We start from the raw sequence: 22,321 nt of genomic DNA on the forward strand, positions 1-22,321 counted from the left end.
TTCCGCTCGTTGGCGCGCTGTAGTGGTCAACTAATCCCGGACACTGGTTTAAGTCTTTCCTCGGCAATGGCGGGCGGTAGCCCACCATTGAATTGATGCGGCCGCTGCCAGTTGTAGTGCTGCATCAGGAATATGCCGATGTCCTGTTGTGCCTACGTAGCTCGCGCGGCTCAGCCGTACGGTCTAGGACGTCCATCATCGTTGAGCACTGACCGTACTGTGGTTGCTTAACTAAGCAATACCTTAGTTGAGATTGGCTTGATGTCCATTTACTTCACCTACCACAGAGTGCAGGTTGAAGAGGTCAGCCTCACTGCCGCGGAGCACGGGATCGTCGGCCGCACAGTGCTTCCGTCCTTCTTTTTGCCAGCACTGACGCTGATACTGAATTGCTATTCCGTGCGCTGCCACGGCCTTTCTCTCCGTATACTCTCCATCTAATAAAATAATTGCTAACTGTTTTGCGAAACTCGTACTTGCCAAGTTAGTGTTTGAGATCCACAACCATGAATGCCACTGCAATCTCACGACGATCAATGCGATAGGTTGCTACGTATCCAGCTATTTCAGAATCAGGAGGTCCCAGAAGCTCGCAATCAAGGTGCGTGAGATGAATGGGAGGGTCATGTTCTATCATTTTTTCGATGTATTCGAGGATGGCGCCTATGCGATTTGTGTATGAGTAGATTACATGGAAATATAGGTCGCAGACGCCGTAAGATAATAGCTTGTCAAAGTGGGCCTTAATATTTCTTCGATCGACTGAGGTACATACGAGTGCTTCGAAAATAGATATCTCCTGGCCGGAAACACGAATTACTGCATCGCGCTCTCCAGGATTGCCATTTGCAGTTGATCCTCCGAGGGACTGATCTGCTACATCCCATTTGGTGACTGCAAGCCGTGCGGCTAGCACTTCTCGAAATGCAGTATTAAGATCGTTTTCAAACCTTGCCTCTTCACCAGGATTTTTTCGGTCACGAAGCATCGCTGTCATGTGTTGTAGCGAAGCTACGGCGCGTGACACCTGTCGGATGAGATAGCCGCGAACCCCACCACCCAGAGGGCCAAGAATATCGCCTACTTGTGAAGGCTGAAGCTCAGTCAGGATTTGCAATGCAGCCCGAATCGATGAAATCGAATCCTGAACCACCGATGCTTGAGCAACGCTTGGAGTAGAGTTGCCAGATTGAAGGTCATGCTTGAGCGTAGTTAGCCGATCATCAGGGCCGAACTCAATAATGGCTGCATCTAATATTGCCATCGCGTCTGTATGAAGTCCCATTTCCTGCTTAGAAAGTACCGCAATGACTTCAAGATCTAGACTTCGCCTCTCTTGGCGATACGTAGCGATTCCCTCTAAGGCATTTTCAGGCTGTTGCAATGCCAGCATAAGTAGGGCGCGATTAGCAATTAAGCTATTGCTGGCTGAGTTCTCATTGGTAGCAATAACAGAATTTATTTCTGTCATCAGATCTATGCCAGTTATTTTGGCATCGCCTTCCAACGGCTGCAAGGTGGGTCCGAGAAGCTGTTGAATTGCAACTGCAAAAATATTCTCTCTATATGCGCTTGCTGCTCCTGGACGTGCGGCAAGACGCTGCAGGGTTGCTCTGGCTTCTTTAAGGTTTCCATTTGGGCGTAATAACTGAGAGGTCGCTTTATAGAAAGCTAATTTTTCGTGTGCTTGTCTCGTTGTAGGTTGGTCTAGTGATAGGGGAATAATGGCTTCATCGAGGGTAGGCCAATTTTTCTCTTTCAGAAGTAATCGTAGCTCAAGATCGAAAAATGCCAGCCGAAACTGCGGTGGTGCACGATTTAGGTCTTGATCAGCAGCATCTAGATGCTCTCGGGCAAGGTCTGTTTCATCTGCAAGTATTAAGGATTCAATGCGATGTTGCAGCTCAGGCCACGTCCAAAATTCTGATGCTTCATCCGGCTTGAGCTGCTGCAATCTTTTCCTAATAGTAGATTTTGCCACAGCAGGTAGGTGTTGGGAGAGTTCCGCTAGTAGCACCGGATCATCGGATATTGAAAGCGTTTGGAGGATATCCTCTTGATAGCTGCCGCTTAGCCGACGCCAAGCGGCTGCAATATCTTCTGCAGGCGATGCCTCTTCACGCTTAAGAAAACTGGCAGGCTTATATCTGTCTGTTAGAGCACCGATGCGTCCTTTCTCATCATGCTCAATAACAGTGCGCGATATAAGCGTTTGAAGTGTGGTGGCTAGCTCTGGCGGAATGGCTTCGTCTGGCCAAGAGGCAACCGCCCGCGCTAGCAGTCTCACGTGTTCTCTTAAAGTTTTGGCAATTGAATGGCGTAAGGATGGTTTTTCTTCGGTCGGTGTATTTCGTAATAACTTTAAACTATCGAATGGAATTAGCAATTTATCTCGTTCGACTGCATCGTGCGCAAATGCAGTCTTGATAAGCTGCGCTGCGAGGTTTGCAGATAGATTAGGCGCATCCGTCCAGTCTAGATTGAGTTCGCGTGCAAATTTTGAATACAGCGTCACGATTGGGAAGGCGACGGAAACCGATGCTTTTGGAAGATTGTTTAACCCCTCAAGCACTGCATTAAAACAAGCCCGTGGGGCATTGTCATTATATGATGCAAGGTCTACTAGATTTTTTAGTAATGCGGTTTGTAGCTCTTCGTTTTCTCTCGCCAATAACTGCAAAAGTGTCCGGCCTATAGGTCTGCGTGAGTCCGAAGGCGACCTTCTGCGAGTGTAGGCTTCGGTATGACACCAGGTTATCAGTGAGGCGTATTCTGCTAGATGAATAGCGCCTCTAGGAAGATAGTAAGCAACAAGGGATAGAGCATCCTGGATTGCGAAATCCTTAGTCTGGGCTTCACGACTTAAACTTCGGTCGTCATGCCTTGTAGACTCTTGGCACCACTCGACTAAAAGTCTGGTTGCCAGGCATGACATATGAGGATGCATCAACATATCCACTAGTAGCCCAGGCGCAGAACGGACCTGCAGCAGAAGCTGCTGCAATGCCACTGGGTGCTCAGCAGCGATTGATAAAACTGATGTTGCTGTGTCCAGAATGTTATGTGCAATATCGGTTTGTTCGAGCTCGGAGCAAAGTAGAGCAAATGAAAAGTTTGCCGTGTCAAATCCGATTAGTCGTTCCATCACAAGGTGTTCGAAATCAGGGCGCTGGAGAAAGTCGATTTTAAATACCAAAGCTTCATTCGAAAAAATATAGGATGGCGGTCGATAATGTAGTTGATCTCGCGGAATCTTAAATGTATTCTTGAGAAGCGAATAGTACTGAGTGGTATCGTTTTTCCATGTGCCCCAGAGGGTCTGCCGCTGTAGTGCCCTCATAGCTGCCTCACGGCAGTAGCGCATTTCAAGGGGGCTCCAGCTCGTGTCCCATCTACTGTAGCTGCCGAGGATGTCGCACCACGCAGACCACTCCAAGAAAGCTCTATCGATTGCTTCTTCTTCCGCATCTAATAACGGCGACACGTGATCAGTGTCGCTTTCGAGCTGGACTGCTACCTTTGCAGTAGTGCTGGTATCGTCCGTGGCGCTATGCTGCTTAGGGCATAACTGCTCCCACAGTCGTCCTGCAAGCCAATTCGGGCTCTTTGTTGGTATTTTTAGCTCTAACCAACGCTTCTCAATTATTTTTTCTACGAGAGCTTTAAGATCAGGAGGAGGGCTATCGGACTTAGCAACGAGGCGGGCTTCGCCCAGTTTTTTCAGAAACACCTTTGTATTTGGGCTTGGATAGGTGATGTATGACCAAGTACCGATAGGAGCTTTAGGCATAATCCAGCGACCGCCGTCGTACGACACCCAGCCCATGCACTGGAGCTCGCCAAACGTTGGGCCGTTGTCTTCAAGACGCTGCTCTGATTCATCCCACAGTTTGGCAACATCATCGGTGCCGCCTTGGTACTCTAATCGATAGTATTGACACAAGTTAAGAATGCTCAGCTCGTCGACTACGTCCTCCTGGTCGGCGTTGAAGTGCGAGCGGCCTGAAAACGATAGCCAGCGCCCGAAAAGCTGCCTCAGCTCGCGCCGCACCTGTAGTGGAGCGTGCATACCCTCTAGGCTCTGTACGAAAAATCCGAGCGAGTAGAATTGGCACCATGAGGGGCTGGAGGGCCGCATGGCAAAGCGTTACGAACTCCCGGATGAAGCGTGGGAGCTGATTGCAGATGTTGTTTCGCCTGAGCAGAAGAGGGGGCGGCCACGCAGTGATGACCGGCTGATGCTCAATGGCATCTTCTGGATCCTGTGTTCAGGTGCTGCCTGGCGCGACCTGCCAGAGCGGTTCGGCCCCTGGTCGACGGTGTATCAGCGGTTTCGTGACTGGCGAGATGACGGCACCTTTGATCGAGTTCTCGAGCGCCTACGATGTTCGGCTGGCTGAAGGAGAGTCGCAGGATCGGCACTCGCTACGACAAGCTGGCAAAAAGTTTCGCGGCGATGGTCACGCTCGCTTGCACGCTGCGCTGTCTGCGCCAGTATTTTTCGTACAGAGCCTAGCGTTGATGGATGGGAAGCCGCGAGGCATTGCTCAAGATTTTACCCGCTGGGTCAATCGGCAACGAAGAACCAAAGGGCGGACCACATTTTCCCGCCATGAAATGGAAGAAACGATCCGCCAGGCGTTTTCTAATCAGCGTCGGTTTGCAGGCAATGATGGTGCTGGGATTCGAGCCCTTACGGTACATGGCGCAAAAAATCGTGAGTTTGATTTGGTGCTTGTACTCTGGCCCGCATCAATTGGGGGCGACGAGATCCAAAAAAGGCGACTTCTTTACAATGCGATCACGCGAGCGAAAGGAAAGTGTTTGGTTCTGGTTCAGAGCGCACGAGCTATGACTGCGCCTCCGTTCACCTAGATCGGCACCTCTAATTCGTAGTTCGAGAACCGTTGGGCATAAAGCCCCCTGGTGCGCATTTCGGGGCAAGCCTCCCTAGAGGCGTGGGGATTATGGTTGATTGGGCAATAATAGGATCTTGCGTACCTATGCAGCGACGGCCGAGGGGTAGGATAAGTTACAGAATTAGTGCTGTGGTCTCGATATCCATACCGCCTGGGCATGGCTGGTAACGTCAGCTGCATTTAAGATTAATTTGAAGGTGTCTCAACGCTAGGTCAATAGCCGGGCATTGAGATGAAAATACACAGGAGATAATAGTCTTCGATGAATTTCTTTTATGATCTAGATGAGGCTGGAGTGGTTTTGGGTTTTTGCACCTGTAAATTAAAGCTTCATCGGTCATCTGGTTTTAGTTGATGGGTGATATAATTAATCAAATGATTGATGGAAAGTCTATAGATGAAGCGCTAGTGTTAGGAATGATGGATTTTAACTCTGTTATTATCTCGTCAAGGAGGTTGCTGGGTAAGTTTTGAAAGGAGCTAAGTGAAAGGTTCAGTATTTTCCCCACAAGTATCCCTACGTGTGCTGTTAGGCATAAGGCATCGCGAGACTTAATGGAGGGAATGCCATAGAAGTCAGTTGTTTCGTCGTGTTCTTGATAAAAGTTGTTAGGGCCTATAGCTAGTTTTGGAGTGCACGGTATTCCTTTAATGTTAGGATGGGCGCCGCCATCTATGCAGATCTGATATGTGTCAGAAACCTGCTCGCTAAGTCTAGAATCTTTGTTTTTAAGCAATTTTTTTACGTCATCGACAGCATTGCCAAACGCCTTGCGGGAAGCTTTCATCGACGCTTGGTCGATGTGACGGTCCTGCCATATTTGCGCAAGCGAAGCATCGTTTGCGATCAAAAAGGCGTAGCAGCTCGCTTCAAGAGCCGTCCGCACGATAGATGGCACCGCATATGGCTGACCACTCAATGTCATGCGAATACTGGCCGTCCATAAGTTTCGAGAATGTATCATAAGCTTAAGAGCTGTAGGGTTTATGTTCCTGTGCCGGTCTTCCGGCATAACTTGGCGGAGTAAAAATATATCAATTTTCTCGAATAGTTCGAGTTCTTGTATCTCAGCGTTTACTGCGCCTTTTGATTCGTTTAGGCCTTGATCTAGAAGTGTAATTAGTGGGGTGATAAAAAGGTTCATTATTTTTGCTGCTAACTCTAGTGGCTGACAGATATCCCGGAAGGGGCTATTAGAAACGATGAATAATGGCGGATTCTCAAGTAAGCAATTATAGGCGGCAAAAATTAACATCCCAACGTTAGCTGAGCCAGCTAATTTTAACAATAGTATGGGTCTCGGTGTGAGGTCTTCGACGCGTTGCTTCGCTTGAAATGCCGATAACTCTTTTCGACTGTTCATCTGTCCAGGTGACACCGCCCCAGGGGGCGGTGTCACCTGTTTGGTATGGGTGATATCGAGAGCTTAGCAGTGCACGGGCGTGCGGTCGCCAAGGCTGCCAGGCTTTGTGGACCTGTCGGTTCTTGAGTAGGTCAGCGTCGGTGTCTAATTGTCGGGAGGTACGGAAGTTTTCCCAGCCATGTTAGAGCGCTGAGCGCGAATGCAATAGCTGGATCTGAGCCAGCACCAGCTTCTCTTCCTCGGCCTTGCGGCAGAGGACGATCCAATCGATGCTGCGTCTCTGCCGATCTACTTTGCCTACCAGGACCAGGTGGCTGTGGCGATATGAAATGGGTGTGCGTGTCGGGCAGAAACTAAGCGTTGCTGGTGGTTAGTATACCGATCTTGCTATACCGCCTTTATGACGATTGGCAGGATGTCATTGAGCAGGCCGCATTGGCCGAGTCGGGCGAAGCTATCTACCAAATGCTCAGCTGATTGAGCGCCAAGAGGAACCAAGTATGTTCAGAAGCTGCTGCCCCAGAAGTCTCCAGGCTTCGGTTTTTTCTTTAGCATAATCATGATGTAAGTAATGCCGGCGTACTTTTGAGCCGCCAAGTAGGTGATTCTGGCAGCGGTCAATTATCTCCAGCGTAACGCCCAGCTCCTGCATCATGGTCGCTCCTGTACGACGTAAATCATGCGGTGTCCATTCTCCTTTTGCGCCCTTGCTTAGCACCAGTGAGTCATCATGGTGGCGACCTGTTAGAGGTTTGCTACGGTTCTTGAACCGGCACTGCCGGTCACCAATGAGCTTGCTGACAGTCTTGGTGTCGACGTGACTGCTTTCGTCCTTGCTTGGGAAGCAGAATAGGGTATGGCCGGTTTCCTCTTTCAGGCTCTTGAACTGATCCAGCGCGAACGGCGACAAGAACACGTGATGATCCTGGCGCTTACCCTTATGGCCCTTGGTAGCTTCGGCTGGGATAAACCAGGTGCCTTTTTCCAGATCCACATGACGCCATTCGGATTTGAGCAGTTCACCAATACGGCAGAGGGTGCTCAAGCAGATCCAGACGGCGCATTGCACACGTGTGTTGACCGGGCGAATGCCGGAGTATTTTTGGCCAGTGGGGAGGGCGTCGTAGTCGCGTTCGAGGCGGGCAAAGATGTCACGTAGTTCGCGAATTTCGTCGGGTGACAGAAGGCGGTCGCGCTGTTCCTGGTAGTCGTGGTCAAGGAGCTTGTTAACGTCTACTAGGTCGGCCGGGTTGCCGTCGGCCATGAGAGCACGCCAGGGTCTTCGCTTCTCCGCCCAGCGCAGCATCTGGCCGATGTCGTTGTTGCGGATTACGACGGTACGGTTCAGTCCGCGCGCTTTGATCAAGCGCAGGACGGCGAGCAGGTCTTTCTCGGTGAGGTTGCGCAACGGCTTCTTGCCAATGAGCGGTAGCACGTCCTTTGCGAAGCTCCGGCGCAGTTCGGCGTTGCCGTCCTGGCGAGATACGCCGTCATGCACCCACTCTTCGAAAAGGTCGGCGACTGTCTTGTTCTCTGCAGCCTGGCGCTCGGCCTCGGCAATGGTGGCGGCGATGGCAGCCTGGGCCTCTATCTTGGCGGCCTTACGGGCGATAGTAGGGTCGATGCCCTTGGTTACGGTCGCTTTCACTTCGTCGCGCTCAGCGCGGATCTGCGCCAGCGATTTCTTGGGCCAGCTACCCAGGCGGTGATCGCGCTTGGCTCCATCGAGCTTGAACTCGTAGCGAAACAGGACGGTGACACCGCGTACCCCTGCGCGAACCTTGGCAACAAGCCCGCCGTCTTCGCGCAGCGTCTTGCCGTCATCGGCCGAGGTGAGCGCTTCCAATTGCTTCGCCGTCAGTTTGGCCACTTCCTACCCCTTGCTCGATTCGGTCGCCCTGGAATTTTGCCCCACTTTTGCCCCACCGAATCGCTTGGCTGTCGGTGGATGTTCGTGGACTGCAATGGACGCTAATCTAGCCTGTAATCCGCGTGTTTGCTAGGTTTAAGGTGCTCCGTCAGTGTCTATGGACATCCATGGGAATCCAAAAAATAAGCGCATGGGGTGCAAGGGGGCGAGTGTTCGAATCACTCCGTCCCGACCAAATTAACGGAAAGGCTCAAGCACTTAGTGGCTTGGGCCTTTTTCGTTTCAAGGCTTCAATCAAAATTTAGGCAAAATCAGCTCGCGATCTTGCTGATATACGTTTCTTGGATAGCGTTCGGCCCAGCCCCTTGGCCCCGCTGATAGTTCCTTGTCCTGTCCGCGCTGATGTATCCGGCTGTAGCTCGTGGTCATCATCTGGCAGCTTCTGCCTTGATGTCGGCGGGTGCGAGCAAGCTGAATCGCAAACTCTTTTGCGATCTGCCTGAATAGGGGCCTAGCTTACGTACTTTGTAAGCTTGAGCCGTCAGGACACCACTTCGACCCGCACCAACCCTTGCTGCCGGAACGGCGCCAGGACCTCGCTCGCCGTCGCATCGGTAATCAACGTCCAGTCCGTCTTCAGCGGCGTCCAGTGTTGCTGGCGATCACGGCCGAGCTTGGTCGAGTCGGCGAGGACGAAGACTTCGGCGGCCTGCTGGATCATCAGCTCCTTGAGGTAGGCCTGCTCGGTGCTGGCCTCGCAGAGGCCGCGGCCGGCGACCACGCCATCGGCGCTGAGGAAGACCTTGTCGGCCGACAGTCGCTCCAGCATGGTGAAGGCCGCCGGGCCAAAGGTGGACATGCTGCCGGGGCGGAGGTCGCCACCGAGCAACGTCACATGGCCTTCGGGCAGGTCGCGCAGCAGCGGCACCGCCAGCAGGTTGTTGGTGATGACGTGCAGGCCGCGTCTTTCGTTGAGCAGCTTGGCCAGGGCGGCGGTGGTGGTGCCGCCGTCCAGCACCAGGGTGTCGTGGTCGTTGATATGAGCCAGGGCGGCGCGGGCGAGCAGGGCCTTTTCGGGACCGGACTGGTTGCTGCGTTGCTCCAGCGACGGCTCCGGCTCACGGGTGCCGATATGGGTCGCCCCACCGTAGGTGCGCAGGATCTGGCCTTCTTCCGCGAGGGCGGTCAGGTCGCGGCGGACCGTGGCTTCCGACACCTCCAGATGCCGGCACAGGGTTTCGACGTTGGTGTGACCGGCCAGAACCAGCTCGAGGATGGCCTGGCGACGTTTGGCGACCTTCATGGGGAATCCATCGGGAAAGACCGCGCTACTCTAGCGCAGTCGTGCTTCCCCCACATCACAGCGAGGCGCCGCCGCAGACCGTCAGCGTCTGGCCGGTGAGGGCACCGGCATCCGGACCGAGCAGGAAGGCGGTCAGGCCCGCGATCTCCTCAGGCTGCACATAGCGGCCCAGCGGCGGCAGCCGCGGCGGCGTGCCGGCACGACCCGGATCACGCAGCATAGGCGTCTCGGTCGCCCCGGGCGCCAACAGGTTCACGGTGACGCCACGCGCGGCCAACTCCAGCGCCCAGGAACGCACCAGACCCACCAGGGCCGCCTTGGTGGCGGCGTACTGGCTGCGTCCAGCGGCGCCTTGCATGGTGCGGCTGCCGATCAGCACGATACGACCGCCTGCGGCGAGGCGCTCGATCAGGCGATCCACCAGCCGGCTGGCCACGGCGACGTGCAGGTGCCACATGGCGTCGCCATCGGCCGGGTCCAGCGCGCCCAGGGGCGCGGTACGCATGAAGCCGGCCGCATGGACGATGGCGTCCAGCGGGCCGATGTCCGCCAGCACGGCATCCAGCGCCTGATCATCGGCCAGGTCGACGCCGATCCAGGTCAGCGCCGGATGTTTGTGCTCGGGCGGGCGGCGGCTGAGGCCGGTCACCCGCCAGCCCTCGGCGAGCAGGCGCTGGGCGATGGCGGCGCCGATGCCGGAGCTGACGCCGGTCACCAGGGCATGAGGCTGAGTTGTCATCGCCGTCTCCTTCACCGCAGCGCCGCTAGGGGCAGGCGGACGTGCTTGATGCGCTGGCGAAAGTAGGTGAAGGCCAGGTGCAGGTCTCCATCAGGCGCCTGTACCAAGCTGGGATAGGAGTACTCGCGGTTGAGCTTCTCGGTGGAGTTGTTGGTCAGGCAGTAGCCATCGCCAGCCTCGACATCCAGGCGCCGCCAGCTTTGCCCGTCGTCGGTGGAGACAGCAAGGCTCATGGGGCCGCGCGGCACGCCCCAGATGGCGCTGCGCTCGCCGTCCCGGGCCACCGGATCGACGCGGCTGTCGCCATCGTCGATCTCGTCGTAGAGCGAGGCGCGGCGTTCGCTGTAGTCGGCGGCGCTGGTGGGGTTGTAGGCCACCACCAGTTCGCCGCTGGCGAGGCGCACGAACTGGATGGAGGAGTTGTTGTTGGGCAGGGCCGTCGGGGTGGGGGCGCTCCAGCTGCGACCGCCGTCCTGGGAGCGGCTGGCGTGGATGAAGTCGGCCCAGCGACTGCGGAACAGCGCCAGCAGGCTGCCGTCACCCAGCGGCTGGATATTCATGTGCACGCAGCCGGTGCTCTCCGGTACCGCATGTTCGGTCCAGCTGCGGCCCTGGTCGCTGGAAATCAGCACGGCGCTGGTGTCGTGGCTGCCCACCCATTTCTCGCCGGGGCGGGCGATGCAGTGGAAGATCGGCAGTAGCCAGTCGCCGTTGGCCAGTACCACCGGCGGCTGACGGACGAAGGTCCCGGGGGTGTCGATCAGGGTCTCGATGGCGCCCCAGCTATGGCCGCCATCGGTGGAGAGGCGACGACGGACGATGGCGGTGTCCTGATTGCCGGCCACCTGGGCCGTCCACAGCAGCCATAGCGGGCCGTTCGGCGCCTGGAACAGGATGGGATTCTGCTCGGAGCGGGTCGGGTCGTCCGACAATTGCACCGGTTCGCTCCAGGTCCCGCTCGATGGATCGCGGCGGCTCAGCAGCACCGAGATGTCGGCCTTGCCTTCCTGGGTCCCGGCGAACCAGGTGCATAGCAGGGTGCCGTCAGGCTGAGCCAGCAGGTTGGCGGCGTGGTTCTGCGGATAGGGCGTCGGCAGGAAGCTGTCCTGGCGGCCGGCGATGGCGATTTCAGTGGTGGACATGGGGGACCTCGGCAGGAGCGGCTTTGGCGGCGGACTGGGGAAACAGACGTTCGATGACCACCACAATGGCGGGGGTCGCCAGGGCAACGTACATGTTGTCGATGCCATAGGGGTTGCCCAGCAGATACCAGACGCTGGTGGTGATGGTCGAGGCCAGCAGGCCCAGGGTCGCCCCGCGGTTGGTGGCGAACAGCGGCAGGTAGATGGCGATCGTGGCGATCACCGCGATGGACAGGCGCAGCGCCCGGGTGAAGAACGACAGGTTGAGGATCTCGGGCACGAAGAACACGAAGAACAGCGGCACGAAGCCGATGATCAGGGAGATCACCCGGGTGGCCTTGAATTCACGCTCAGGCGTGGGCTTGCGCAGCGGTACATAGAAGTCGCGGACCACCAGCGAGGCGATGGCTAGGGCCACGGTGCTGACGCTGACGAAGATGGAGGCGACCAGGGAAATGGTCACCACCCCGGCCAGTACCGGGTGCATCGACTGCAGGAAGACCGGCAGGGCGTAGAGGCTGCTCATTTCCGGATGCAGGTACTTGGAGGCGACCCCGATGAAGCCCAGCGCCAGGGAGATGGGGATGCACAGCAGCGAGGCGTGGAAGGTGGAACGCTGGGCGGCGCGGGCGTCCTTGGTGGAGGAGATCGCCTGGATGATGAACTGGGTAGAGAAGATGGCGCCGACGGTCCCGATGATCCAGGCGAAGATCTTGCTGCCGCCGATGGCGCCGTCCCAGGTGAAGTAGTGCTCCGGCATCTGCTGCATGACCGGGGTGAAGCCACCGGTCAGGTGCAGGGCCACGCCCAGGACGATGAACACGCCCACGTACTTGACCGCGGTGTGCAGGACACTGACATAGGCCACGCTCTTCAGTCCGCCGAACGCGTAGTACAGGGTACTGACGATGGCGGTGATGAAGGCCGCGGTGGGCAGGTTGATCTTGAGCACCGTGGCGATGGCGGCGGCGCCACTGACGTAGTTGCCCACGTTCACCAGCAGGAGGGCGTAGATCATGATGATCGACACCATCAGCTTGGTGGACAGCCCGTACTTCTGGGCGATGAAACCGGAGATGGTGAATTCGCCGGAGGCGTAGAGCTTGCGCGCCATCAGCAGGCCGAACAGCGGAAAGCCGATGGCCGCGGCGATCACCGACCAGGAGGCGGCGAAACCGCTTTCGAAGGCCGCCTGGGCGGTGCCCACCGTGGACTTGGCGCCGATGAATTCCGACATCATCAGGATACCCACCACGAAGGCTGGCATGCTGCGCGCGGCCACCATGAATTCGCCGCTGGTGCGGCTGCGCAGGCGGATGCTGAGCCAGGTGGTGAAGAGGATGTAGACCACCACCATCCCGACGATGATGGCGGTGCTTTGCACGTCGAACGTCTGCATGGAAATCGCTCCGTGTTGTTGTTGTACGAGCTTTTTCACAGGGCATCGGCAGGCCGCCGACGCCCTGGGCGAGAAACGTCAGTGGCTGGGTTGGCCGACGCCCAGCACGTCCGCCTCCGGGTCATCCTCGTTGACGATGGGTTCCACCCGACCGAGCAGGAACAGGTAGTTGAGGATGGCGACCACGATCAGCGCCGCCGAGAACAGCAGGGCGATGTTGAAGGAGCCGGTGGTGGCGACGATGAACCCGGTGACGATGGGGCCGACCACGCCGCCCATGTTGGAGACCGAGTTCTGCAGGCCGGCCAGCATCGAGGTCATGCCGCGCGGGGCGATGTCCCCGGGCATGGCCCAGACCTGGGTGGCGGCCACCGTGGTGCCGGACTTGGCGATGCACAGCAGCACGATGGCGACCCAGGCCGACTCGGCGAAGGCGGCCAGGCCGATGCAGGAGGCCATCAGCAGGCCTGCCACCAGGAAGGTCTTGCGGATGGTGGTCAGCGAATAGCGACCGCTGCGGTAGATGCGATCCGACAGCCAGCCGGCGAAGACTTCCACCACCATGGCGATCAGCAGCGGCAGCGCCGCCATGAAGCCCATGGAGATGAGGTCCATGCCCTTTTCCTTGACCAGGTAGGTGGGCAGCCAGGTGATGAAGAAATAGGAGTTGTAGTTGATGAAGAAGAAGCCCAGGCACATGGCCCAGACGTTGCGATAGCGCAGCAACTCGTACCAGCGCATGGCCGGCTTCTCGCCATTGCCTTCGCGGCGGCGCTGACCCTCGCGGATGTAATTGAGTTCGGCCTGGTTGATGCGCGGATGGTCTTCCGGATCGTTGCGGTAGAAGGCGAACCAGGCCAGGGCCCAGAGGATGCCGAGGGCGCCGCTGATGACGAAGGTCAGCTTCCAGCCGAACAGCGCGATCAGACCGACGATCAACGGCATGGCCACCGCGCCGCCGAACTTGGAACCGCTGTCGAAGATACCCGAGACGGTGGCGCGCTCCTTGTCGGGAAACCAGCGTGAGGTGATGCCGGCGTTGCTCGGGTAGGCCGCCGCCTCGCCGATGCCCAGGCCGATGCGCAAGGCGAACAGCGACTTGAAGCCGGTGGCAAGGCCGGTCAGGGCGGTCGCCAGCGACCACCAGAGCACCGCGCCGCCGAGGGTGGCCTTCTGGCCGAAGCGGTCGGCCAGCCAGCCCGCGGGCAGCTGCAGCAGGGCGTACGACCAGAAGAAGGCCGACATGATCAGCCCCATCTCGGTCGCGTTGAGGGCGAATTCCTTGCTGATGAAGGGCGCGGCGGCGGAGAGCACCACGCGGTCGATGTAGTTGATGGCGATCGCCGTCCACATCAGTCCGGCGATGATCCAGCGAATCCTGGTGGCCTTGTTGTTGTTATCCATGATCAGGTTCCGAAAAGGGTTGGGGGTCAGGGGGCGACGACGACGGACTCCAGGGTGGTGCTGCCGGTGAGGGCGGCGACCACGTTGCGGGCGCAGGTGAGGCTGAGGATGTCCAGCGCGCCCGGGGTATAGCCGGCGATGTGCGGTGACACCACCACGGTGGGCAGTTCGTACAGCGGGTGCTGGCTGGCCGGCTCGTCCTCGAACACGTCCAGGGCCGCACCGCCCAGGTGGCCGCTGTACAGTGCCTGGTAGAGCGCCTCTTCATCGACGATGCCGCCGCGAGCGGCGTTGATCAGGTGGGCACCCGGCTTCATCAGGCCTAGTCGCCGTGCGTCCAGCAGATGGCGAGTGGCGTCGGACAGGCCGATGTGCAGGGTGACGAAGTCGGCTTCGGCGAGCAGGTCGTCCAGGGCGCGGAATTCGATGCGCTCGCGGTCGGCGAAGGCCTGGTCGGGATAGGGGTCATGGGCGATGACGCGCATGGCGAAGCCACTGGCGCGCCGGGCGACTTCCTTGCCGATGCTGCCGAGGCCGACGATGCCCAGGGTCTTGCCGTGGACATCCGCGCCGAACAGCCGTGGCCACTCGCCGGCACGGGTTTCACGGTCGGCGCGGGCCACCTGGCGGGCCGAGGCCAGCAGCAGGGCGAAGGTGTAGTCGGCCACCGCGTGGCGGTTGGAGTTGGGCACATTGCACACCGTCACGCCGCTGGCGCGGGCCGCGTCCAGGTCGATGTTGTCGACCCCGACGCCGTGCTTGCACACCAGGCGCAGCTGCGGCAGGGCCGCGAAGGTGTTGGCGTCGAAGACATTGAAGGCGGTGATCGCGGCCTGGCAGTCCCTGGCCGCCGTGATGAAGCCTTGGGCGTCGATGTCGGCGGGGACCACCACCACCCCGATGCCGTGGCGGGCCAGCAGGTCGAGCGGTTCCCGGGAGTACTTGGCGAAGGACGGCGAAGTGCAGACGACTTTCATGGTCGAGCTCCTCAGGCGGCCTGGCTGGCGCGATGCCGGCTGGCGAGTTCGGTGGCCTGGCGCAGCGCCTCGATGAGGCTGCGCTCGTCGGCGATGCCCTTGCCGGCGATGTCGAAGGCGGTGCCATGGTCCACCGAGGTGCGGATCACCGGCAGGCCGACGGTGACGTTGACCCCGGCCTCCAGGCCCATGACCTTGACCGGCCCGTGGCCCTGGTCGTGATACATGGCCACCACGCAGTCGAAGTCGCCGCGCCCGGCGCGGAAGAACAGGGTGTCGGCAGGCAGCGGCCCTTCCACGCGCCAGCCACGGGCGCGCAGTTCGTCGATGGCCGGCTGGATCTTGGTTTCCTCCTCGCCGTAGCCGAACAGGCCGTTCTCGCCGGCGTGGGGATTGATGCCGCAGACGGCGATCAGGGGATCCTGGATGCCGGCCCGCTGCAGGGTGGCGTGGGCGCGCTCGATGGTGCGCTTGACCAGGCCCGGCTCGATGCGCGCGATGGCATCGATGATGCCGATGTGGGTGGTGACGTGGATGACCTTGAGGATCGGCGTCATCAGCATCATCGATACCTCCTCGGTGCCGGTGAGGTGCGCCAGCAGCTCGGTGTGGCCGGGGAAGACATGGCCGCCGGCGTGCAGGGCTTCCTTGTTCAGCGGCGCGGTGCAGATGGCATCGAGTTCACCGGCCGAGGTGAGCTGCACGGTGCGTTCGATGTAGCGATAGGCGGCGTCGCCGGCCAGGGCGGACAGCTTGCCGTAGGGCAGGTCGGCCGGAATCAGCCCGAGGTCGATGCAATCCACCACGCCGGGTTGGAAGCGCGCCTGGTCGGGGCGCTCGATGGCGTTGATCTGCAGGCGACCGCCGACGATGCGATTGGCATCCTCCAGGCGACCGGCATCGCCGATGACCAGCGGCCGGCAGCTGTCGTAGACCGCGGCGTGGGCCAGGGACTTCATGATGATCTCGGGACCGACGCCGCTGGCGTCGCCCATGGTGATGCCGATGACGGGACGTTCAGACATGGTGGGCTTCCTTGTGCAGGCCGGCCGGTGCGGCCGGTGCGGATAGGTCGGCGCGCAACTGGCGCCAGGCGTCGAGGAGGGTGTCGGGTTGGCCGAAGCCGCCGGCCTTGGTCACTACCCGCAAGGCGCGACCACGCCAGCGGGTACTGGCCAGGGCCACGCCCGGGGCGAGGGCGCCGTGCAGCTCCAGCGCCGTGATGCCGGCCTGGGCGAGCAGGGCGCGAGCGGTCTCGCCGCCGGTGGCCATGAGGGCGGCGGCCTCCTGCAGGGCGGGCTGCAGCAGTTCGGCCAGGGCCTGGCTCAAGGCCGCGGCCTGGCGCGGATCACGAGCCTGCTGGTCGAGGCTGACCAGGACGTCTTCGCCGCGGGCGAGCTGCTGAGCGAGGGCTGCGGCCAGCGCGGTACGCTCGGCGGCGCGCTGCGGAGCCAGCAGCCAGGCAGGGGCCAGCCGCTGCCAGTGTTGGCCGCTCCCAGTCACCAGACGCTCGGCCTGGGCCTGGGAGTGCCGTGACATGCTGCCCACCACCGTGAGGATCGGGCCGGTGCCCTGGGGGCGGAGTGCGGTGTGGCCGGTCAGGCCCAGCGCTGCGGGCAGCGCCTCGGCCAAGCCCGCCGAGCCGACCCAGAACAGCTGTTGCGCTAGGGGCGCGGAGGCCCGCGCCAGAGCTTCCAGATCGGACTGGCGCTCGGCATCGCAGACCAGGGCGGGCAATCCGCTGTCCAGGGCGCGGCGCAGGGCGGCGGCCAGGGCTACCGGTTGACGCAGTGTGGCGAGGTCCAGCCGCGCGCAGCTGATGCCGTGATCGGTCAGTTGAGTGACCAGATCGGCACTGCCGGTCAGACCCTCGTTGCGCCAGACGTCGGTCTGATCGACCGGGACGCCGTCCAGGTACTGGATACCACCCTGGGTCGTGCGGCCCAGTGCCGGGTAGGCCGGTGCGACCAGGGCCAGGCCGCGCGGGGCGAGGGCCGCTACCTCGGCGGCGACATTGCCGCGCAGGGTGGAGTCGATCTTCTTGTACAGCGCGGCGCCAGCCAACGCCGGATGCTCGAGCAGTGCGGCGTGGCGCGCGGCCGCCGCACGCGCGTCCAGTCGACGACTGTCCAGATCCAGTGCCGTCACCGGCGCCCGGGCATCCAGGGCACTGGCGTCGAGCAGCACCCGGGTCGCCTGGGCCTTGGCAAAGCCCAGGGCACAATCGGCGGCGCCGCTCAGGTCGTCGGCCAGGATCAGCAGGCGGGTCATGGCAGCAGGCGCCGGTAGAGCGCCTGGATGTCGTCCAGGCTCAGCGGCTTGGGATTGTTGACCATCAGCCGGGTGACCTTGGACGCCGCCACTGCCATGTCTGGCAGGTGCTCCTCGCGCACGCCGAAGGCGGCCAGGTCCTGAGGGATTTCCAGGGTGGCGGTCCAGGCGGCGATCTGCTCGATCAGCTTATGTGCGGCGGCTTCGTCGCTGTCTTCCGCGCGGGCCAGGCCGCAGACCACGGCGGCGCGCTTCAGGCGCGGCGCGCAACTGTCCAGGTTGAAGGCCATGACATGGGGCAGCAGCATGGCGTTGGCCACGCCGTGGGTGACGTGGAACTTGCCACCGAGGGGATAGGCCAGCGCATGGACCGCGGCCGTACCGGCTGCGGTGAGGGCCACGCCGCCATAGGTGGAGCCGAGCAGCATGTCGCTGCGGGCGCGCACCGAGTCCGGTTGCTGGTAGGCCTCGACGATGCTGCCGGCGATCAGGCGCATGGACTCCAGGGCGAAGGTATCGCTGACCGGATTGGCCTTGTTGGAGATGAAGGACTCCAGGGAATGGGTGAAGGCGTCCATCCCGGTAGCCGCGGTGATGGCCTTGGGCAGGCTCAGGGTCAGCAGCGGATCGAGCAGCACCAGGGCCGGCAGCAGGTGGCGGCTGACCACGCCTACCTTCAGCTCTTCGTCGGGCAGGGTGACGATGGCATTGGGCGTGACTTCCGAGCCGGTGCCGGCGGTGGTCGGTACCAGCACGGTGGGCAGCCCGGCGCGGGCGACCTGGTCGATGCCGAGCATGGACTTGAGCGACTGCTCGTTGGTGAGCATGACCGCGAACAGCTTGGCGGCATCCAGCACCGAGCCGCCGCCGATGGCGAGCAGGGCGTCCGGTTGGCGCGGCGCGACCTGCTCGCGGAACACCTGCTCGATGTTCTCGAGGGTCGGCTCGATCTCGACGTTGTCGATCACGGCCACGTCGATGTCGCGGGCGGCCAGTTGCGCCTTCACGCGCTCGGTCACGCCCAGGCCGTGCATGGCGTGCTGGGTGACCAGCACCACGCGGCGCAGCGGGACGTCGAGGAGGGCGAGCTTGTCGCCGAGCTGATCCAGGGCGCCGGCGCCGTGGACCAGGTGTTTGACGGTCTGGAAATGATAGAGGGACATGGGCGCTCCGGATCAGTCGCGGTAGATGGCCAGCAGGCCTTCGAGCTTGTGCACCGTGGCTTCGTCCAGCGGCGCGACCGGGGCCCGGCAGGGGCCGACCGGGACGTTGAGCAGGTCGGCGGCCTTCTTCAGCACCGACGGCATGGTGCCCAGGGCGAAGGCGTCGCGTAGGGGTCGCAGCTTTTCCTGGGCCGCGCGCGCGGTGGCGTGATCGCCGGCCTGGAAGGCATTCCAGATGGTCATGACGACCTGGGGCACGGCATTGGCCGTGGCCGCCACCGCGCCATCGCCGCCGGCCAGCAGGTTCCAGTAGATGAGGGAGTCGGTACCGGCGAAGACGGCGAAGTCGTCACTGCGGTACTTCATCATCTGTACCAGCGCATCGAAATTGCCGGCGCTGTCCTTGATGCCCTTGATCTGCGGGTGCTGACTCAGGGCCGCGACGGCGCCGATGCCGATGGACATGCCGGTCTTGGCCGGAATGTTGTAGAGCATCAGCGGCAGGCTGGAGGCATCACCGATGGCTTCGTAATGCGTGATCAGCTCTTTCTGGCTGACGGCATTGAAGTAGGGCGTGATCACCGACAGAGCATCGACGCCGCGATCGGCCATTTTTTTGTTCAGTTCGATCACTTCGTGCGTGGCGAAGGCGCCGGTACCGGCCACGACCGGGACCCGGCCGCCCGCGGCGTCCACCGTGAGCTCGGCGATACGCAGCTTCTCGGCTTCGGACAGGGCGAAGAACTCGCCGTTGGTGCCCAGTACGAACAGGCCGTGGACGCCAGCGCCGATTAGGTTTTCGATCAAACCGCGCAAAGCGCTTTCATCGACACGCTGTTGGGCGTCGAAGGGGGTAACGAGGGCGGGAACGATGCCGCGGAATTTCATGGTCATGCCTACCTTGTGATTGTTCTGATCACAATAAAGCATGTTTTGATCTAATCGATCAATAGCGGCCCGATGGTTTTGCGTGCTCGATGGGCCTGTGCACCTCTGGAAAGCAACGGCCCTTTGTGAGGCCACTGTCGGCTCCGGTCGCTGGCAATAGAGAGGGATAAAGGCAACGGGAGCCTCGGCGCGTTAACCACGCGCCGCGAGGCAGGAATGTTAATGCTGCGGGCGAGGGGTGACGCAGTCGGGTCGGGACAGCTATCCCACTGATCCTTCTGACAAAATTGTCATCCTGCAGTACCAATTCCTGACCGAACGATCAGGATAGGTTGGCGGGGTCATCTCCTGGACCTCGAATCATGTCGCGCTTTCTTTCTTCCCTAACCGGCGCGCTGCTGGGCGCCACCTTGCTCGGTCAGGCGCAGGCGGCCCTGCCGCAGCACCCTGATCTCGACCTCGCTGCCGCTCATCGGCTGGCACAAGCCGCGCCCTGCAGCGCCGCCCTCGCGGTGCTCGACCGCAGCGGTCAACTGATCCTCCTGCAACGCGATACCCGCGTCGGGCCGCACAACGCCGAAGCGGCGCGGCGCAAGGCCTTCACCGCGCTGTCCACCCGCACCCCCTCGCAGGCGCTGGCCGAGCGTGCCCGGCAGAACCCGGATGCGGCCAACCTCGTCACCCTACCCGAATTGCTGCTGCTCGGCGGTGGCATCCCCCTCTACGAAGGCGACCACCTGGTCGGTGCCCTGGGCATCGCCGGTGCCGGCGGTGGCGGGGCGGACGAGCGCTGTGCGCTGGCGGCCGCTGAACACCTCAACCTCACCTCCCATCCTTGAAGGAGATATCCATGAAGACGTTCGTGCTGTTGTCGGGCCTGGCCCTGTCCGGCTTCGCGGTCGCCGCACCCAATCCCCTGAGTGTCCATGTGCTCAACCTGGAAGACGGCAAGCCATCGGCGGGAGTCCATGTGACCCTGGAGCGTCAGGTAGGACAGGGCTGGCAGCCGTTGGCGGAAGAAGTCACCAACGAGCAGGGCCGGGTGCCGGCGCTGTTTCCCAAGGAAAAGACCTTCGAGAAGGGGGAATACCGCGTGGTCTTCAAGACCGGTGACTACTATCGCCAGCAGGGCCGCAGCGCCTTTTTCCCCGAGATCCCCGTGGTCTTCGACGTGACCCAGCCGGAGCAGCACTACCACATTCCGCTGTTGCTCAGTCCCTACGGCTTCAGTACCTACCGCGGTTCCTAGTGCTGGAAGACCGCCTGTAACGACGGCCTGGCACGGGAAGGCAAGCCGATACTGGCACGGTGCTGTGATTTGTATATCGGTGGATACAAGATCGCGACAAACTTTTACCTTGGCTCGAATTCCGGCCAACCCAGCGCGCGCACAATGGCCGGGTGACAGCTCGGGCCGGGTGTGCGGCCGAAGCGGTGCCCCGCCTGCAGCCGTCGCCAGGGCGCGCTCGGCCTCGTCGCTGCCGAGTGCGCATCGTCATTCTCTGGTCTGGAGTCTCGCGTCTTGTACCTGTCGCCCCTCTCTTTCCGGTCGGCCAGGCCGGTGAGTTCGGCCTCTGGCTCCTTCGCCGCCTGGCGCAACCGGTATCGCGGCCCGGTCCTGCTGCTCGCCTCGGGGCCCTCCGCGGGAGCGCTCGACCTGGCGGCCTGGCAGGACATTCCGCTCATCACCATGAACGGCGCCATCGCCAAGCTGGCGGACAGCGCCTTGCGCCCGCTGTTCTATGTCTGCAGCGACCTGAGTTTCGCCGCGCAGCAACCCGACCTCTACCGGCAAGGGCTCGAACGCTCGACGCGTCTGGCGCTCTGGCCGGAAGCCATCCAGGCGCTACCAGCGGACCTGGCGGCCAAGGCCCATGCCCTGCACCGTGCCCCGGCGACCCGCCTGGAGCATCACCTGGGCGCCGAGCAGGAGCAGGCGCAGCGGGCGTCCACGCTGTTCAGTCGCCGCGCCCGGGACATCGGCTTCAGTCGTGACCTGGACTACGGCATCTTCGATGTCCGTACCGTGGCCTTCATCGCCTTGCAGCTGGCCTATCACCTGGGCTTCAGCGAGATCTACCTGGCTGGAGTCGATCTCGACACCCAGGCGCCGCGCTTCTACGAGGACGGCCGCAGTCCGGCGTCGCCCTGTGGCCTGGAGCAGCATCTGCACAGTCGCATCCTGCCGGGCCTGCAGATCATGCAGACGGTGATGCAGGCGGCCGGTCGCCGAGTGTTCAATCTATCGACCCGCAGCCGTATTCCCGCCGAGCTCGTTCCCCGCGTCGACCTCGCCGCCATCGAGGCCAGGTGGCTGGCACGCGGCAGGCGTCAGGCCGGCTAGGCCTCTCCATCGCCAAGGATGAAGGGCTGCCGGTGTCAACTCCAGCCCAGGGCGAGCCAGGCGACTATGCCGTAGCGGATCGCCTTGAACCAGGGTCACCACCAGCAGGAAGCGCCACAGGGGATCGCCGATCACCGGTGTCCAGCTCAGCAGCAGGGACCACCAGCCATGGCGCCGATAGACGCTCTGGATACGCGCCAGACGCTCCGGGGTGAGCGGAAACCAGCGCCGCTGGCGAAAGCGTTCGAGATGACGACCCAGCCCCCCGTTCAGCGTCGAGCCGGCGACGTTGCCCAGGGTCGCGCCAAGCAGCAGCGCCGTCGTTGCATGGCGCTCGGTCAGCAGCAGCCCGGCCAGGGCCGCTTCCGATTGCAGCGGTAGCAGGGTGGCGGCGCCGAAGGCGAGGGCGACTAGCCTGAGGTAGACGCCCAGGGCTCCCAGGGGAGGGCACCGGGTGGAACGGCCATGGTGGTTGGCTCTTCAGGCTGGACGAAGCCGCCAGGCATAACGTGCCGTCCAGGAACGCGAGCGTCTTCTC

The 22,321-nt window shown here is 61.1% G+C and carries 17 protein-coding genes and 3 pseudogenes; 5 read left to right on the top strand and 15 right to left on the bottom strand.

Annotation, left to right across the window (positions count from 1 at the left end):
* Positions 1-26 precede the first annotated feature (26 nt).
* Together AR540_RS25975 and AR540_RS25245 are read right to left on the bottom strand one after the other, a co-directional pair.
* Positions 27-152, bottom strand: a pseudogene (locus tag AR540_RS25975) (IS3 family transposase); the annotation flags it as partial.
* Between the two features lie 332 nt (positions 153-484).
* The gene (locus AR540_RS25245; protein ID WP_153014178.1) at positions 485-4,069 is read right to left on the bottom strand and encodes a hypothetical protein; all 3,585 of its coding nucleotides are present in this window, start codon (positions 4,067-4,069) and stop codon (positions 485-487) included.
* A 67-nt stretch (positions 4,070-4,136) separates the two neighbouring features.
* Between AR540_RS25245 and AR540_RS24655 the strand changes: the two are divergent.
* A pseudogene (locus AR540_RS24655) lies at positions 4,137-4,516 on the top strand (transposase).
* A gap of 101 nt (positions 4,517-4,617) precedes the next feature.
* Positions 4,618-4,875 (top strand): ATP-binding domain-containing protein, encoded by a 258-nt coding sequence (locus tag AR540_RS26380; RefSeq protein WP_442963768.1) that lies wholly within the window; start codon positions 4,618-4,620, stop codon positions 4,873-4,875.
* A gap of 415 nt (positions 4,876-5,290) precedes the next feature.
* On the opposite strand, the gene AR540_RS25250 is transcribed toward AR540_RS26380, so the two are convergent.
* From AR540_RS25250 to dapA, 12 genes are all read right to left on the bottom strand, one after another.
* Positions 5,291-6,283 carry a hypothetical protein gene (locus tag AR540_RS25250; protein WP_153014180.1) on the bottom strand — a complete coding sequence of 331 codons (993 nt, stop codon included), beginning with the start codon at positions 6,281-6,283 and terminating at the stop codon, positions 5,291-5,293.
* Between the two features lie 469 nt (positions 6,284-6,752).
* A complete protein-coding gene (locus tag AR540_RS06500; RefSeq protein WP_059227112.1) occupies positions 6,753-8,153 on the bottom strand; it encodes a tyrosine-type recombinase/integrase in 1,401 nt (466 codons plus the stop codon).
* Positions 8,154-8,694: 541 nt separating this feature from the next.
* Positions 8,695-9,456 (bottom strand): DeoR/GlpR family DNA-binding transcription regulator, encoded by a 762-nt coding sequence (locus AR540_RS06505; RefSeq protein WP_059227114.1) that lies wholly within the window; start codon positions 9,454-9,456, stop codon positions 8,695-8,697.
* A gap of 55 nt (positions 9,457-9,511) precedes the next feature.
* Complete coding sequence (locus tag AR540_RS06510) at positions 9,512-10,195, bottom strand: SDR family NAD(P)-dependent oxidoreductase (RefSeq protein WP_059227116.1); 684 nt, start codon at positions 10,193-10,195, stop codon at positions 9,512-9,514.
* Between the two features lie 11 nt (positions 10,196-10,206).
* Positions 10,207-11,337, bottom strand: a complete 1,131-nt coding sequence (locus AR540_RS06515; RefSeq protein ID WP_059227118.1) for a sialidase family protein — start codon at positions 11,335-11,337, stop codon at positions 10,207-10,209.
* Positions 11,324-12,736: a sodium:solute symporter family protein gene (locus AR540_RS06520; RefSeq protein ID WP_059227120.1), complete on the bottom strand. Its 1,413-nt coding sequence runs from the start codon at positions 12,734-12,736 to the stop codon at positions 11,324-11,326. The genes AR540_RS06515 and AR540_RS06520 overlap by 14 nt, the downstream gene beginning before the upstream one ends.
* A 78-nt stretch (positions 12,737-12,814) precedes the next feature.
* Positions 12,815-14,140 carry an MFS transporter gene (locus AR540_RS06525; RefSeq protein WP_059227122.1) on the bottom strand — a complete coding sequence of 442 codons (1,326 nt, stop codon included), beginning with the start codon at positions 14,138-14,140 and terminating at the stop codon, positions 12,815-12,817.
* A 26-nt stretch (positions 14,141-14,166) separates the two neighbouring features.
* Positions 14,167-15,117 carry a phosphoglycerate dehydrogenase gene (locus AR540_RS06530; RefSeq protein ID WP_059227123.1) on the bottom strand — a complete coding sequence of 317 codons (951 nt, stop codon included), beginning with the start codon at positions 15,115-15,117 and terminating at the stop codon, positions 14,167-14,169.
* A gap of 11 nt (positions 15,118-15,128) precedes the next feature.
* Positions 15,129-16,142, bottom strand: coding sequence for a 4-hydroxythreonine-4-phosphate dehydrogenase PdxA (gene pdxA, locus AR540_RS06535; protein ID WP_059227125.1), 1,014 nt, complete (start codon positions 16,140-16,142; stop codon positions 15,129-15,131).
* Positions 16,135-17,388, bottom strand: a complete 1,254-nt coding sequence (locus tag AR540_RS06540; RefSeq protein WP_059227127.1) for a four-carbon acid sugar kinase family protein — start codon at positions 17,386-17,388, stop codon at positions 16,135-16,137. Before AR540_RS06540 ends, pdxA begins: the two co-directional genes overlap by 8 nt.
* Positions 17,385-18,551 carry an iron-containing alcohol dehydrogenase gene (locus AR540_RS06545; protein WP_059227129.1) on the bottom strand — a complete coding sequence of 389 codons (1,167 nt, stop codon included), beginning with the start codon at positions 18,549-18,551 and terminating at the stop codon, positions 17,385-17,387. The genes AR540_RS06540 and AR540_RS06545 overlap by 4 nt, the downstream gene beginning before the upstream one ends.
* A 12-nt stretch (positions 18,552-18,563) precedes the next feature.
* Positions 18,564-19,439 carry a 4-hydroxy-tetrahydrodipicolinate synthase gene (dapA, locus tag AR540_RS06550; RefSeq protein WP_082706949.1) on the bottom strand — a complete coding sequence of 292 codons (876 nt, stop codon included), beginning with the start codon at positions 19,437-19,439 and terminating at the stop codon, positions 18,564-18,566.
* A gap of 362 nt (positions 19,440-19,801) precedes the next feature.
* On the opposite strand from dapA, the gene AR540_RS06555 reads away from it, so the two are divergent.
* The 3 genes from AR540_RS06555 (at position 19,802) to AR540_RS06565 (ending at position 21,783) form a co-directional block, all read left to right on the top strand.
* Entirely contained in the window at positions 19,802-20,278 is a 477-nt protein-coding gene (locus tag AR540_RS06555) for a GlcG/HbpS family heme-binding protein (protein WP_059227134.1), read from the top strand.
* An 11-nt stretch (positions 20,279-20,289) separates the two neighbouring features.
* Positions 20,290-20,688, top strand: a complete 399-nt coding sequence (gene uraH / locus AR540_RS06560) for a hydroxyisourate hydrolase (RefSeq protein WP_027602718.1) — start codon at positions 20,290-20,292, stop codon at positions 20,686-20,688.
* A gap of 312 nt (positions 20,689-21,000) precedes the next feature.
* The gene (locus AR540_RS06565) at positions 21,001-21,783 is read left to right on the top strand and encodes a lipopolysaccharide biosynthesis protein (RefSeq protein WP_082706950.1); all 783 of its coding nucleotides are present in this window, start codon (positions 21,001-21,003) and stop codon (positions 21,781-21,783) included.
* Positions 21,784-21,818: 35 nt separating this feature from the next.
* Here the strand turns inward: AR540_RS06565 and AR540_RS25980 are convergent.
* Positions 21,819-22,224: pseudogene (locus AR540_RS25980) on the bottom strand (YqaA family protein).
* Between the last annotated feature and the right edge of the window lie 97 nt (positions 22,225-22,321).

The sequence above is a fragment of the Pseudomonas sp. EpS/L25 genome, assembly GCF_001512295.1.
Lineage (GTDB): Bacteria > Pseudomonadota > Gammaproteobacteria > Pseudomonadales > Pseudomonadaceae > Chryseomonas.

What these genes read in the sequence shown, in the direction of transcription:
- AR540_RS06540 (WP_059227127.1), bottom strand. Translation starts at nt 17,388, where the DNA reads ATGACCCGCCTGCTGATCCTGGCCGACGACCTGAGCGGCGCCGCCGAT.
- AR540_RS06520 (WP_059227120.1), bottom strand. Translation starts at nt 12,736, where the DNA reads ATGCAGACGTTCGACGTGCAAAGCACCGCCATCATCGTCGGGATGGTG.
- AR540_RS06530 (WP_059227123.1), bottom strand. Translation starts at nt 15,117, where the DNA reads ATGAAAGTCGTCTGCACTTCGCCGTCCTTCGCCAAGTACTCCCGGGAA.
- AR540_RS06515 (WP_059227118.1), bottom strand. Translation starts at nt 11,337, where the DNA reads ATGTCCACCACTGAAATCGCCATCGCCGGCCGCCAGGACAGCTTCCTG.
- uraH (WP_027602718.1), top strand. Translation starts at nt 20,290, where the DNA reads ATGAAGACGTTCGTGCTGTTGTCGGGCCTGGCCCTGTCCGGCTTCGCG.
- AR540_RS06505 (WP_059227114.1), bottom strand. Translation starts at nt 9,456, where the DNA reads ATGAAGGTCGCCAAACGTCGCCAGGCCATCCTCGAGCTGGTTCTGGCC.
- AR540_RS06525 (WP_059227122.1), bottom strand. Translation starts at nt 14,140, where the DNA reads ATGGATAACAACAACAAGGCCACCAGGATTCGCTGGATCATCGCCGGA.
- AR540_RS25250 (WP_153014180.1), bottom strand. Translation starts at nt 6,283, where the DNA reads ATGAACAGTCGAAAAGAGTTATCGGCATTTCAAGCGAAGCAACGCGTC.
- AR540_RS25245 (WP_153014178.1), bottom strand. Translation starts at nt 4,069, where the DNA reads ATGCACGCTCCACTACAGGTGCGGCGCGAGCTGAGGCAGCTTTTCGGG.
- dapA (WP_082706949.1), bottom strand. Translation starts at nt 19,439, where the DNA reads ATGAAATTCCGCGGCATCGTTCCCGCCCTCGTTACCCCCTTCGACGCC.
- AR540_RS06555 (WP_059227134.1), top strand. Translation starts at nt 19,802, where the DNA reads ATGTCGCGCTTTCTTTCTTCCCTAACCGGCGCGCTGCTGGGCGCCACC.
- AR540_RS26380 (WP_442963768.1), top strand. Translation starts at nt 4,618, where the DNA reads ATGGAAGAAACGATCCGCCAGGCGTTTTCTAATCAGCGTCGGTTTGCA.
- AR540_RS06545 (WP_059227129.1), bottom strand. Translation starts at nt 18,551, where the DNA reads ATGTCCCTCTATCATTTCCAGACCGTCAAACACCTGGTCCACGGCGCC.
- pdxA (WP_059227125.1), bottom strand. Translation starts at nt 16,142, where the DNA reads ATGTCTGAACGTCCCGTCATCGGCATCACCATGGGCGACGCCAGCGGC.
- AR540_RS06510 (WP_059227116.1), bottom strand. Translation starts at nt 10,195, where the DNA reads ATGACAACTCAGCCTCATGCCCTGGTGACCGGCGTCAGCTCCGGCATC.